The organism is Psychrobacter sp. P11G5 (assembly GCF_001593305.1).
Taxonomy (GTDB): Bacteria; Pseudomonadota; Gammaproteobacteria; order Pseudomonadales; family Moraxellaceae; genus Psychrobacter.
In genome coordinates this window covers 598,709-613,112 of the sequence record NZ_CP012533.1, presented here as the reverse complement: position 1 = coordinate 613,112, position 14,404 = coordinate 598,709, and the positions used below count along the sequence as shown (strand labels likewise).

Annotated in this window: 10 protein-coding genes; 8 read left to right on the top strand and 2 right to left on the bottom strand. The window is 44.1% G+C overall.

What is annotated here, in order from left to right:
- Positions 1-237: 237 nt before the first annotated feature.
- The 8 genes from dapC (at position 238) to AK825_RS02535 (ending at position 9,366) form a co-directional block, all read left to right on the top strand.
- Positions 238-1,494 carry a succinyldiaminopimelate transaminase gene (dapC, locus tag AK825_RS02570; protein ID WP_068034496.1) on the top strand — a complete coding sequence of 419 codons (1,257 nt, stop codon included), beginning with the start codon at positions 238-240 and terminating at the stop codon, positions 1,492-1,494.
- A 228-nt stretch (positions 1,495-1,722) separates the two neighbouring features.
- Positions 1,723-3,732, top strand: a complete 2,010-nt coding sequence (locus AK825_RS02565) for a DUF294 nucleotidyltransferase-like domain-containing protein (RefSeq protein ID WP_068034494.1) — start codon at positions 1,723-1,725, stop codon at positions 3,730-3,732.
- Between the two features lie 17 nt (positions 3,733-3,749).
- On the top strand, positions 3,750-4,355 hold the full coding sequence (locus AK825_RS02560; protein WP_068034491.1) for a 3'-5' exonuclease: 606 nt from the start codon (positions 3,750-3,752) through the stop codon (positions 4,353-4,355).
- A gap of 59 nt (positions 4,356-4,414) precedes the next feature.
- The gene (locus AK825_RS02555; RefSeq protein WP_082787148.1) at positions 4,415-6,499 is read left to right on the top strand and encodes a D-alanyl-D-alanine carboxypeptidase; all 2,085 of its coding nucleotides are present in this window, start codon (positions 4,415-4,417) and stop codon (positions 6,497-6,499) included.
- A 128-nt stretch (positions 6,500-6,627) separates the two neighbouring features.
- Positions 6,628-7,143 carry an ABZJ_00895 family protein gene (locus AK825_RS02550; protein ID WP_068034487.1) on the top strand — a complete coding sequence of 172 codons (516 nt, stop codon included), beginning with the start codon at positions 6,628-6,630 and terminating at the stop codon, positions 7,141-7,143.
- Between the two features lie 152 nt (positions 7,144-7,295).
- On the top strand, positions 7,296-7,826 hold the full coding sequence (locus AK825_RS02545) for a YetF domain-containing protein (protein ID WP_068034485.1): 531 nt from the start codon (positions 7,296-7,298) through the stop codon (positions 7,824-7,826).
- A 61-nt stretch (positions 7,827-7,887) separates the two neighbouring features.
- A complete protein-coding gene (gene rlmH / locus AK825_RS02540; RefSeq protein ID WP_068034484.1) occupies positions 7,888-8,376 on the top strand; it encodes a 23S rRNA (pseudouridine(1915)-N(3))-methyltransferase RlmH in 489 nt (162 codons plus the stop codon).
- A gap of 108 nt (positions 8,377-8,484) precedes the next feature.
- A complete protein-coding gene (locus AK825_RS02535) occupies positions 8,485-9,366 on the top strand; it encodes a class III extradiol ring-cleavage dioxygenase (protein WP_082785614.1) in 882 nt (293 codons plus the stop codon).
- A gap of 42 nt (positions 9,367-9,408) precedes the next feature.
- Here AK825_RS02535 and AK825_RS02530 read toward each other — a convergent pair whose 3' ends face one another.
- Positions 9,409-10,902 (bottom strand): amidase, encoded by a 1,494-nt coding sequence (locus AK825_RS02530; protein WP_068034482.1) that lies wholly within the window; start codon positions 10,900-10,902, stop codon positions 9,409-9,411.
- A gap of 187 nt (positions 10,903-11,089) precedes the next feature.
- On the bottom strand, positions 11,090-14,353 hold the full coding sequence (locus AK825_RS02525; protein WP_068034480.1) for a DNA translocase FtsK: 3,264 nt from the start codon (positions 14,351-14,353) through the stop codon (positions 11,090-11,092).
- Positions 14,354-14,404: the final 51 nt, after the last annotated feature.

The following is a 14,404-nucleotide window of genomic DNA, read 5'->3' as shown; positions in this document are numbered from 1 at the left end:
CCTAACAACAACTTACCAGAAGCTAAGGCAACCATTGTATATATTGTTATTATTTATAAGCTGTGAGTGATAAGACAAACAGCTAAGTCATTGAACTGCTATCAAATAAATCATCAGTTAATAGTAAAAAACACGAGTAAGAAGGAAAAGACAAAAAATAAGAGAAGTGCTACACTGCTTGAATGTAATTTTTCTTTATACATTTATTATCATCTGCCTATTATAGTTACCAAACTTATGAATAACAACTTAACGCATTTGCATCCATACCCGTTTGCCAAAATGGCGACTCTGTTAGCTGACAGCATACCAGCTAACGATTATTCTGAGATTAAGCTTGGAATTGGTGAGCCAAAACACGAACCGCCAACTTTTGTGCTGGACGTATTACGAGAAAACTTAGACAAACTATGTCGTTATCCGACCACTGACGGTAGTTTTGAGCTGCGGCAAACCATTGCGCATTGGCTTGAGAAGCGATTTTTTCTGCATCATCTTGATGCCAATACCGAAGTACTACCCGTCATGGGGACGCGCGAAGCTATTTTTAGTTTTGTACAAGCGGTGGTTAATCATGACGAAAGTACAGACAAGGTGGATCAAACAAATATAGATAACAAGCCTTGTAACCCTATAGTCGTGATGCCTAATCCCTTTTATCAAATTTATGAAGGGGCGGCGATACTGGCACAAGCAACACCCTACTTCGTGCCTTGCACCGCAGATGATGACTTTAAAGGCAATTATCGCGCTGTACCGAAAGATGTCTGGGAGCAAACACAGCTGTTATTTATCTGTAGCCCAAATAATCCGACCGGCTCAGTGATGACCATGGATGATTGGGAGTTTCTCATTCGCCTATCAGATCAATACAACTTTATCATCGCCAGCGATGAATGTTATAGCGAACTATACTTTGATAAAGCACCTATTGGCTTGCTGCAAGCATGCACAGAACTTGGTCGTAATAACTTCAAGAACTGTGTTGTATTTCATTCGCTATCCAAACGCTCGAATCTACCCGGTCTGCGCTCAGGGTTTATCGCAGGCGACGAGTCCATCCTAAAGTCTTATGTGCAATATCGCACCTACCAAGGTTGTGCGATGCCTATACCGCATCAGTTGGCATCGATTGCCGCTTGGCAAGATGAGAAGCATGTCGCACATAATAGAGCGCTATACCAAGAAAAATTTGCGTTATGGATGGCAGAATTAGGCGAGCTATTAGACTTACGCATGCCTGATGCAGGATTTTATTTTTGGGTAAAAGTTCCTGAGCAGTTCGACGGTGATGATGAAATATTTGTCAAAACCTTGTACGAACAAGCCAATATCCATGCGCTTGCTGGGCGTTATTTATCACGTGAAGTTAATGGTAAAAATCCCGGTCAAGGTTATGTTCGTATCGCTCTCGTTGCTAGTGTTGAAGAGAGTCGCGAGGCGATTGACCGTATTCGCAAGTTATTATCAGCACAAGCCAAACTGGTGAGTTAAGGGTTGATGTACTAAACCTTAAAAGATGAGAGGCTGGAAATTTTAGGTTAAATATATCCTTATTAACAATAATGTTATGAACAGCAAGATAGTGCTATAGTAAGACGATAACGTTTTATAATAGTAATTTTTTTGCTTTTGATGCTGCTTCCTATACTGCTTCTGCCCTATTGTTAAGCCTATTGATAGTAAGCTGCTCTTATTGATTATGCCATCAAGGATGATGCCATGCCCCATCTTGATTTTACTCAGCCACCGTTTGATGTACTGCGTCTAACTGAACGTCAAAGCCTCAAAAAAAACACCCAAGTCCGCTATCTTGGTGCAAACGAATCCTTATCCAGTGATGACCTACATAACTTTTTTGTGGTATTAAAAGGACAAGTTGATCAAACGCTAGCTGGCGAATTTGTCGCTTCTTATTTTGGTAGTAATCACTCCGACCAACTTAACAGCAACGACTGGTTCGATAGTCGCCGCACGCCTGAATCGCAAGGTCGTATTACCAAATCACAAAATGATGGCAATACTGAGCCCTATCAATACACGGCTCACGAAGATACTTTGTTGCTGCAAATTGATGGTGCTGCTATCGATAAAATAAGCGCGCAAAATCATCTAGTCCGCCAACTGCTATCAGACAAATTACCTGAGCGCTTAAAAGCACTACAACAAAGACGTAGTACGCAAGGTCAAGCATTAGGATTGCATGCGGATAGTTATACTGCGCAGCAAGAAGTGCAGCAAATCATGCTACAACCAGTCACTGATGTAATTTTATTGCCCGTACATATTATTGATGCCGATAGTAGCCTACACCAAGCCGCACGTATCATGACCGAAGCTGGACTGAAGCATGTGCTGGTACGTCCAACCAGTCATTTGTTAGAGCAAGTAAGAGGTACGCTTAGCGATATTGAAAAAAACTCTAAGCCTGAACCTGAACATAGCATTACCCGCCGTTCAGATCGTGAGCTAGGCATCTTGACTGATACTGACATCTGCCGTGCGGTCAGCGAACAACAAGACCCTGCTACCACTACCTGCCAGCATTTTGCAAGTTTCAACCTACGGACTATTGATGCTGATAATGAGATTGGTGATGCTCTAATGACCATGACTCGCTACCGTATCCATCGCTTACCTGTTATTGATAATAAAGGTCAGGTCGTCGGTGTACTGGGGCAAAGCGATGTATTAGCTTATCTTGGTCATCACTCACAGCTCATTAGTATTCAAATTGAGCAAGCAAAGGACTTAAATAGCTTAGATACAGCGGTCGAACTCATTGGCCGTTACATTCGTGCGCAGCATCAAAACGGTGTCAAGATTGGCATCGTCAGCCGCATGGTGCAAACGCTAAACGCGCAAGTCTTTACTAAGCTTTGGAAACTTATTGTTCCTGATGAGGTCGTGGCTAATACCTGCGTTATTGTTATGGGCTCAGAAGGGCGCGGTGAGCAAATCATGCGTACCGACCAAGATAATGCGCTAATCATTCGTGATGGATTTACTCATCCTGAGTTGGCGCAGTTTGCTGATATATTTAACAACCACTTAGCAGATCTTGGTTATCCACTATGTGATGGCAACATCATGATGAATAACCCAATGTGGCGGCAACCGCTGAAACCGTTTAAAGCGCAAATTAGCTTATGGTTTAAAAATACTGATCCGATGCACAGTATTTACTTATCCGCCATACTTGATGGTGAGTACGTTTGCGGCGATGAATCCCTGCTAAAGGATATACGTGAACATTTAAAAACGGCTCATCGGCAATCAGATCGGATGTTCGTACGGCAGTTTGTACGGGCGGCGCTCCAGTTCGGTGATGTCAATCAATGGTGGCAAAAGTTTGTGCCGTTATTAAGTGGTAAACCTAGCTCGCATGATATTGACCTTAAAAAAGCCGGTATCTTTCCATTGGTACACGGTATCCGTACTTTGGCATTAGAAAATGATATTTTAGAAGTACCTAGCACTAAAGGTCGCCTTAAAGGTTTGGTACAAGCTGGCGCTTTAAACCAAGAGCGGGCTGACACCTTATCGGAAGCCTTAGAGTTTTTTATGGCGCAGCGTTTGTCAGTCGCACTCTCTACAGATGATAAGTATGCACGGCACATCGACCCGACTACCTTATCAGCGCTTGAGCGTGACTTATTAAAAGAGTGTCTTGCAGTGGTCAAAAGCTTCAAAACGCAGCTCCGGCAGCACTATCAACTAGAGGCATCATAGAGGGATAGTAGACTGATATGAATTGGCTAAAGCAGTTGTCGTGTACATGGCAAAAGTCGCAATTGCAGCGTCCAGAGCTGGCATCGATGTTTAGCAAACCTCTGGCCGAGCAATGGGTGGCAATTGACTGTGAGATGACAGGGCTCAATCCGAAAAGGCATCACTTATTATCTGTAGCAGCCATTCATATCAACGGCAATACTATCGATACAGGTAATGGTATGCATCTGGTCTGTAGGCCGCCTGTGATGCCTGACCGCGATACCATTGTAATTCATGGTCTGCGTACCGCTGATGTTGAAAATGGTATGAGCTACGATGAGATGCTGGCGTTATTGCTACCGTTTATTGATAATCGTCCGATAGTGGGATTCTGTCCAAAGATTGATACTGGGTTTCTAAATCCTTTGGTGAAGCACTATATGGGCACTACTTTACCCAACGAAGTCATTGATGTGCGACATTTATATAGTCGGCGCATGAGCGGTCAAACCCAAGGCCTTTCCGGTCAATCACAGCATCTGACCAGTATCTTGGCGCATTATGATATTCCTGAGCTCGGCATTCATGATGCCTATAACGATGCCATCATGACGGCAATGGCATTTTTGCATGTACGCTAAAGCTCGTCGCCAATTCATGTTAACATATGCGGTTTTTGCCACCTGATGGTAGACTGCTCATGCAACCCACTTCCAAATTTTATATGTCTCCTACTACCAAACCGAAGCTTCCTTGCACTTATTTGCGACCGTCGAATCAGTCTAGCAAACGCTTATCAATGCTTGCACTATTGGCAACGGCTATTGTATCGCCACTTTACGCACAGGCAGCACTACCAGAAGCTATCCAAGAAGCACTATCGCGAGCAGATTTGACAGCGACCGATATCAGTATTGTCATTACCCCAGTGGGTGATAAAAACGCCAGTCGACTGCCCTCTCCGATTAAAGTTATTGACAGCAGTGTTAATGACGACAGTGAACCAAAGCTTGTCAATCAGACTAAGCTTGCGAGCACCCCTTCTGAAACTAATAGCATTAGTCAAAAAACGACACAGAAGAAGAATAACAATGTCAAAAACGATACTAGCCAGCAGATTACATTGACTACTATTGAGAAGCGCACGATTAAAAAGCATGAGCAAAAATTACACGCTTATACTGACGACCCTTATACTTATCAAAGCTTAGAAAGCATTCCAACAGTACTCTCAGATACTGCAAGCTCAAAGTCTATTAACAATGCTAATAGTAATGAAGATGCCAACGCCAACGACATAGATAATGCAAATGTTGCTACGCCAACTATCAAAATTTCTTTCTCATCCTTATTGAGTCATCAACCAGATATCGCACGTACGCCAGCCAGCACCATGAAACTTGTGCCCAGCTTTATTGCTTTAGATACGCTAGGCGCTAACTTTGTCTGGCATACACGCGTCTATCATACGGGAATTATCATTGGTGATCGTCTACTCGGTGACTTGATTATTCAAGGAAGTGGCGATCCCAAAATGACTCATGAGCGTTTGCAGCAGCTACTTTATAAAGTGCAAGCATCAGGTATTCGTCATATTAACGGGGATATTATTATCGATAGCGGGGTTTTTGAAAATGTTGGCAAAGATCCTGCGGCGTTTGATAACGCACCATTGCGACCTTATAACGCCAGCCCTGATGGCTTTTTGGTGAACTTTAGCACTATCGGTATCCAAAGCTATCCATTAGCTAATGGACAGGCGCAGCTGACTTATAAACCGCAATTAGCAAATTATCAGATGCCTAACACGATCAACACACGCTCAGCTTCCTGTGGTCAAGCTAGTTATAGCTTAGCCCCGCAGTGGCAGCCACAACAGCTAGCTTTGAATGCCAATCTACCAGATAGCTGCGGGGAGCATGCCTTTTATGTCGCGTATCCTAATGCCAAAGATTTTGCTGCGCGTGTCATCGCCGCCAAATGGCAAGAGCTGGGCAATACGCTGAGCGGAAAGGTCATCACTCAAGAAACTCCTTACGAGGCGTTGAAAAACACAAAACCAACACGTGGTCTGGCAGCGCTCCCTATGTCACCGCTACCTCTTGTCAGCTATCCATCCTTAAACTTAACTCAGCAAATTTATGATATTAATCACTTCTCTAATAATGTCATGACCGAGCAAGTGGCGCTATCGATTGGGGCTTACGACAAAGCCAAAACCACTGAAGCACACATCGCTACTGTTGAGACGTTTAGCACAAACAGTGATAAAGCGAACCATGATGAAACAATTAATAATAAAATAATAAACAGTAAAACAAGCAGCTTATACCAATTTGGTAAGCCTAATACTACGGGCTATCCTGCTGCCTTACAAACCATGAACCAGTGGTGGCAAGCCAATCTAAGCACACCGCCGCCGTACTTAACCAATGGTTCAGGACTTTGCCGCGACTGTACAATAACTGCCGCCAACTTAAGCGAGCTGTTAACATACGCTTATAATCATCCAAGCTTTGACGCGTACGTCAGCTCTTTAGGCATCGCGGGTGTCAGTGGTACTATTGCGGCTCATAGCGAGCGCCTACCTGAGTCGGCAGCCATTGGCCGTGCATGGATAAAAACAGGCACCTTAAATAACGTGACTTCGATGGCAGGTTATGTCAAAGGGACATCTGGACAGGATTATGTCGTCGTTGGCCTTATTAATACCGAACAGGCGCTAAACGCTTATACGGCTAGAACGGTGTTAGACACCATGCTCGACTGGACCGCGCAGCACTAATTTTTTTATTAAAAGAAGCAACACCAAATAATTAGGCGCAGTATTTATTGTGGCTTTTGTTGCGATTTTATCGAATACTTATTACATTTATATCAACTGCACGTTTTTACCTTTATAAAGGTCAGCTTATGGCACGCAAGACAACCAAACTTAGCAAGTCTAATACTCAGTCAGGACGTAATGGATTATCGCAAAACTCTAAATCAACTCAACCCAAAATGGCTCAATATATCGGTTTTTTTGCAATTGGCTATATTATTACCAGTACGATATTTATGATGATTCAAACCCAAGTTGCCCTCAACTCGCAACTGGTCACGGTACTGTCCATCATGGTTGGCGCTTATATTGCTGTGAATAAATTTATCAAGCACCAACAGCGGGCACTGGATAGAGATGAGATCAATCGCTTAATGTTCGGCGGGGTTAGTGTTGTTTGGCTGCTTACTGCCATTTACTTCTTAGGGATATGGTTCTTGCTGTTTGATGCGGTAAGCCGTGAGGTGTTACTTGAGATGACTATGCAGCAACCTCTCCCTCTACTCTCTGCATTAGTAATGATATTGGTACTCACTTTTATCAGCGCGCGGATAAGTATTTTGCTGCTGAATCGTCTCCTTAATCCAAAACGCAAAACCTCTTAAGGTCTGGCAGCTACCTACAACGTACTACAAAGTTTTTGCACTATTACAGCGTAAATTCCGTTACGCTGGTTTTAGTTAGTTTAAATTGTTCATATTTGAGCCGCTAACTTTAAAATTTGAATCGCTTTGTATTATTGATAGGAGTAAATACGATGGAAATGCTCTTTTTTGACAACATAGACAAGCTTGGGCGTATTGTCCTAACTACAGTTATGGTATACGTGTTAATTGTGCTAATTACAAAGGTCTCTGGTAAGCGCTCTACATCACAGCTGAATAACTTCGATTGGATCGTCACCGTGATGATCGGCTCGTTAGGTGCGAGTACTATTTTGCTCAAAGACGTTCCCCTTATTGAAGGGTTTAGCTCTATCTTAGTGCTCTATTTATTACAGTTTTTAGTGACTAAATACGCCTCGATTTCACCGCAATTTAGCAGCGTCATTTTATCTGAGCCACGCATTGTTTTTTATCAAGGACAGTATTTACCGGATGCCATGCGTGCAGAACGCTTGACTCGTCAGGAGCTTGAATGTGCGATGCGTTCTGAAGGTATCAGCAGCTTAAATGAGATTGAAGCGATTGTCTTTGAATCTGATGCTAAGTTGACCGTTATTACTAAAGATAGTAATGATCAGAATACAGATACTATTTCTGAAACGCTATCGCCATTAACCGATTAAACAGATTCTGTTTACTTGTTATAAGATAAACCAAATACAAAAAGCTAAGGAATAAACGGCAATGAAAGCACGACTCTTAACCGTTGGTAATAAGATGCCTAGTTGGGTGCAAAGCGGCTTTAATGAATACTATAAACGTATTCAGCCCATGCTCAGCACTGAAATCGTTGAGCTTGCCGCAGCCAAACGTGCCAAAAATCCTTCTGATGCCAATTTGGCGCAGTATCGCGAGCAAGAAGGTCAGACCATCTTGGCAGCTCACGCAACTGCTGCACGTGAGCAACTGTGGGTACTGGATGTCAAAGGTAAAATGCTATCGACAGAAGATCTGGCAGAAAAGCTCGCGGATGCTATGCAGCAAGGCGATGATATTGCGTTGGTCATTGGCGGTGCAGATGGCGTCTCACAAGAAGTATTGGCACAGGCAGATGTAAAATGGTCATTGTCAGCATTGACGTTGCCGCATCCTTTAGTACGAGTGGTATTAATGGAGCAGTTGTATCGGGCGATGAGTATCAATCATAACCATCCTTATCACCGTGGCAACTAAAGACACTTATATAAATGTCGTAAAACTAATCTATCAGAAAACTAAGCGCAATAAAATATGACTGGCTCAATAGATTGAAAAACCCTTGCGCGCCCTAATAAACGGTACATGAGCTATCCGAAATTTTCTAAATATACCCCGTCTAATAATTACTATGATGATGCTAAAGCTATCAAGCCAATAAGTGCTGCCGTAGCTTGGGCAGACGCGCCTGCAGGATTAAAAAATGCGGCAAGGCTGCCAGCGTTATTTATATCCCACGGTGCACCGACTCTTGCTATTGAGCAGTCGGCAACTACTAATGCCCTTGCGCGGATAGGACACAACCTACCTAAGCCTCGGGCTATTGTCATCATGTCTGCGCATTGGTTATCCGAAAAACTTGAAATTAGCAGCAACCCCAAACCTAAGACTTGGCATGACTTTTCAGGATTTGATCCCGAATTGCATGAGTTGCAGTATCCGGCCTTAGGCCATGCTGAGCTTGCTGAATCACTAGCGCAGCAGCTGACTGCACGCGGTATTACTTGCAGGGTTAATCCGATGCGGGTCTGCGATCATGGTGTATGGTCGCCGCTCAAACATCTGTATCCAGAAGCAGATGTCCCTATCGTACAGATATCGCTACCCCGGCATTATGATAGTGTGTCTCTCTATCAGCTGGGTGCGCAGCTTGCCCATCTGCGCGAGCAACAAATGCTTGTCATTGGCTCAGGTAACATTACTCATAATTTGCAGGCACTACGCTGGCAAGCTGATAGTATTGACCCTGCCGCCAAAGACTTTAAATTGTGGTTATTACAACAACTTAAAACAGATATTCCGTCTGCGTTAGATTGGCAACAGTATCCTAACTATAAAAACATCCATCCAAGTGACGAGCATTTATTACCGTTATTCTTTGCTTTAGGGGCGGGTCAACGTGTGTCTGTCGTCCATGAAAGCATGGCGCACCATAGTCTTGGGATGGATATCTATCGCTTTGACTAAAGTGCGTTTGTTATAACTGATTTTAAATGTCAGTTGTTAACGTTATTTAGCAAATGCGGGCTTTGTAAATAAACCCGCACGCTCTATCTCTCCTGCTAAGCTTAATAGCGTCGTCTCGTCATTCATCCTTCCGATCAATTGCATTCCAATTGGCAAGCCTTTTTTACTCATGCCGAGTGGTAAAGACATGGCAGGTAAACCAGTAATATTGCCTAACAAAGTAAACGCCATTTTACTCAACACAGGGTGGCTGAGCTTCTCAATCATACCTGAGCTAAAAGTATACTTACCCATATTCACGCCTTTACTTAATAGACCAGAGGTGTTCATTAGCATCTCTTCTACTCGGCTTGGTGGCAATACTCCATGCTTCACCGCCGCTGTCGGTACGGTTGGACATAGAATCATATCGTATTGCTCAAGTAGCTTACCAGTCTGATATTGGCTGTTATGCCAGCCATGTTTGGCATGTACTAAATCCACTGCAGATAATGAGCGCCCAAGCATCGCCATATTATACGTTTGTGGCTCAAGATTTTGCACATGCTGTTTGCCATGGCAGCGCTCAACATTATCAATAGTAAAGGCTGTATGGGCGCAAACCACCACTATGAAATCATGCCAGAATTTTTCGATATCGATGTCTGGCTCAGCTGGCACAACGCGATGCCCCATGGCCTCCAATTGCTTAGCGGTTCGTTCAAGGACCGCTAATACCTCTTTATCCACTACTGTATTGGCAATTAACGGCTGCTGATGTAAAGCAATTGTTAGCGGACGAGGTGCACGCATCGCTGCTTGTAAAAATGTCCCCTCAGGTGGTGCGATGACGTAAGGTGCACCAACCTCAGCGCCACTAGTCGCATCCAGCATCGCTGCACTATCGCGCACCGTGCGCGTGATTACGTGATCGGCGATTGCGCCATCCCAGCCTTCACCAAATGCTGGGCCGATTGGATTGCGGCCACGGCTAGGTTTAAGGCCAAATGCACCGCACCATGCTGCAGGAAAGCGTATCGAGCCACCACCATCTCCTGCACCTGCCATCGGCACAATGCCACTCGCAACTGCCGCTGCACTACCGCCAGATGAGCCACCAGAGCTATAGCCCTTTTTGAATGGGTTGTGGGTGGCGCCATGCGCTTTGGGCTCAGTAGTGATGATTAAACCAAACTCGGGGGTATTGGTCTTGCCAAAAGTGTTAACGCCACTGGCTTTCATGCGTTTGACAATTTCACTGTCGTAATCGGTCACGATATTGACACTACGACTGCCCATCGTTAATGGCTCATCGGCAAAATAAAAAGACAAATCTTTGAGAAGATAAGGGACGCCAGTAAATGCGCCTTTCGGTAATCCTGTTTGCGCGGCATTATAAGCACGCTCATCGAAACGGTGAATAATGGCATTAAGCTTTGGATTAAGTCGATTGGCTTGATTTACCGCAGCATCTAATAATTCTTTGGCGCTGACTTGTCCTGAATTCACTAATCCTGCTAATCCTAGCGCGTCGTACTGAGTATATTCTTTAAACATATTTTGCATCCTTGCTTAAAAAGTAATTTTACTTGTGAGCTGTCAAACACGTCCTAAGTATATCGGTTTAAATAATAAACAAGTAGATACCTTATCAGTACTGCTATGTTCATTAATCTATTTATTGAAACAAAAAAACGAGCCACTATTGCGACTCGCTTTTTCTTGATGCAATCAAACCCGAGCTCTACATCAATAACTCACGCTTACCGCTTTTACCCATGGAACTAACCAGTCCAGCTTCCTCCATGGAGTCGACGATGCGCGCGGCACGGTTATAACCGATGCTAAATTTGCGCTGAATACTAGAAGCAGATACTTTGCGGGTTTCCATGATAAAGGCGACTGCATCGTTATAAAGATCGTCGTCTTCGCCAGAGGCACTAGCCCCGCTACCACCACCACCAGGACTCGATAGCTCAAAATTACCGGCCATATTATCGATATAATCCGGTGCGCCGCGCTCGCGCCATGCATCACACACACGGTTGACTTCTTCGTCACTGACATAGGCACCATGGACACGATCGGGTTCAATCTGTCCTGGCCCCAAGAACAACATATCACCGTTGCCGAGCATGTCTTCTGCACCGCCACTATCCAAAATTGTCCGCGAATCTACTTTTGAGTTAACACGTAATGCCGCCCGTACTGGAATATTGGCCTTAATCAAACCAGTAATGACATCTACCGATGGACGCTGAGTGGCAAGCATCAAGTGAATACCTGCCGCCCGCGATTTTTGTGCTAAGCGCGTGATAAGCTCTTCTGCTTGCTTACCGACCTGCATAATCATATCAGCAAACTCATCCGCAACAATGACAATCATCGGCAAGGTTTTGAGCTTAGGTGCTTGGTCAATGCTTACATTATCGTTAGGTCGCCACAATGGATCGAGCATCGGATTGCCCGATTTTTCAGCGGCTAGAACCTTTTTATTAAACTCGTTAAGCTTACGTACTTTAAGTAGGCTCATTAATTGATAACGACGTTCCATCTCTGCCACACACCATGACAAAGCACTAGCGGCTTCCGTCATATCAGTGACGACAGGCGTCAATAGATGGGGGATGTCATTATAATTGGCAAGCTCAAGCTGCTTTGGATCAATGAGAATAAGGCGCAGCTCATTCGGTGTATATTTGAGTAGCATGGACAGTAGCATTGAATTTACCAATACCGATTTACCAGAGCCTGTCGTACCAGCAACCAACATATGCGGCGCGCGTGCAAGGTCGGTGATAATAGGATTGCCACCGATGTCTTTACCCATTGCCATACTGATTTGAGCTTTGGGATCTTTGAATTTTTCGGTGTTAAGTAACTCAATTAGGCGCACCATCTCGCGCTGTTTATTGGGCACTTCGATGCCAATATAAGGTTTGCCCGGAATAACCTCGACTACGCGTAATGATGCCATCGATAACGAACGTGCCAAATCACGTGAAATGCCTGTGACCTTACTGGCTTTTATCCCAGCCGCAAGATCCACTTCAAAGCGGGTGACGACGGGGCCTGGAATAGCATTAACCACAGATGCCTTAACATTGAACTCTTGAAGTTTAATCTCTAATAGCTCTGACAATTGCTCAAGCTCGGCAATGGTATAGCTTGGTTTACGATCAGGGTCTGGCTTATCTAAAATAGATACTTCTGGAATAGGCGTCAAACTACCACGATATTCAGCCGTTTGCATCGCACGTGAACGTTTAGCAAAGGCTGCATCATCACTAATATCTGGCATAACTAGTGTATTAGAATCATCAGAACGACTATCGTCTTCTGGCATCATATCGGTGATATGGTTACTACTATCACCATCCGGTACCGAAAAGCTCACTGTTGGCTTAGGTGCTGCTATCAGCTCAGCATTTGTAACTGGGTCGGCTATTTGTACCGTTGGCGCAGCTTTTGGATTAGCAGGCGGTGTATTGGTTGGTGTCATATCTGCTGGTGCAACTGGCTCTTGCACTTGCAGACTTTCTTTAACTTCAGCTTTAGCTGTTACGGTTTCTCTCTGTTCTATCGCAGGCTCTACAACTACAGGCTGGTCTTCGATTACTGGAGAGCTTTGTTCACTTACTACCTCAGCGTCGTTTGTCGGATTTTGATAGTCATTGGTCACGTTGTCAGAAGAGATAGTGTTATCAAACGAAGATGCTGTATTCGCAGGCTCATTTTCAGCTAACCAATTATTCGCTAACTCATCTAAGCTCGGCGTCTGTTCGTTAGCAACATTACTATCTATTTCTTCAAATTTGTTTTCATAGAATCTTGTTTCATCAAATTCTACTGCTTGCTCAAAATTTGCATGCGTTTCTACAGGCGCGGATATGACTGGATCAGTAGTAGGCGTCGGCATGTATTGATCTTTTTCAGCTTCCGTCGCCAGTAAATCATTGACCGTACCAGCGTCATTCCATGCAAAGCTAGGCTCAACTTTACGGGTAGGCATAGTAGTAGCTGCTACTGCTTGCACATTATTATTAGATTTTTCAGTATAGTTGTTCGATACAGGAGCTGACGCCTGCGAGCTGTCATACATACTAGCCTGACTTGCAATAGATTCCGCAGAAGCATCGGCCGCGACAGTCGCCTTAACGCTAGCACCAAGTCCTGACTTGGCTAAGAAATCCGTTAGTGCATGACTAAAGCGGCTACTATTATCTGGCGCATGGCTTACGCCGGCGGTTTGTAGCTCAAGTGGTAGTTGCTCATAGTCATTTGCACTTTGTTTGGCTTTACGTTCAGCGCTTTTAGTATTGCTAGCATTGGCAGCTGAGTTCTGAGCTGCATTGCTTTTTTCATCATTGGATGCTTGATTATCAGAGCCTTGTTGACTGTAGTTATACTGATCACTATTGTCTTTTACACCTGAGCCAAGCCATGATAAATCGGTAAGTCTACGATACAGTGCATGCCAATGAATATTAAAAGCAAAAGTCGCCGTAATGACGACAAATACCGCCAAAAACAACACACTCCCCCACTGCGATAACAGCTGCGTTAAGCGCGCTTGTAGTTCCAGTCCAATAATACCGCCAGCGACACCTTCAAGGCCTGATGCTATAGGATCTGCAACATGCTGCACTAACGCAACGAGCTGAGCGAATAAAGCGCTACTACTCAATAACAAAAAGACATAAGCAACCAATCGCAGCAACCAAAACGTCGGCTTATTTTCCCACCAAATCAAGATAGATTCATAGATCAAAAAAGCCAGTAGCCACCATGCACCAAAGCCAAAGAAGCTATAGAACAGGTCAGACAACCATGCGCCCGTTGAGCCGCCCATATTATTAATCGTTGTCATATCACTGCTGATATGCGACCAGCTGGGATCATTGCCAGTATAAGTCAGCAAAATAACGAACAGATAAACTGCCAAAATTATCCCAAGGAAGGTAAATATCCCTTTTTTTAAATACTCAATAAGCGGTGCTGATATCACGTAGAATCTGCCTTGTTATCCATACTAAATAGTCGTCAACTCATGATTAAG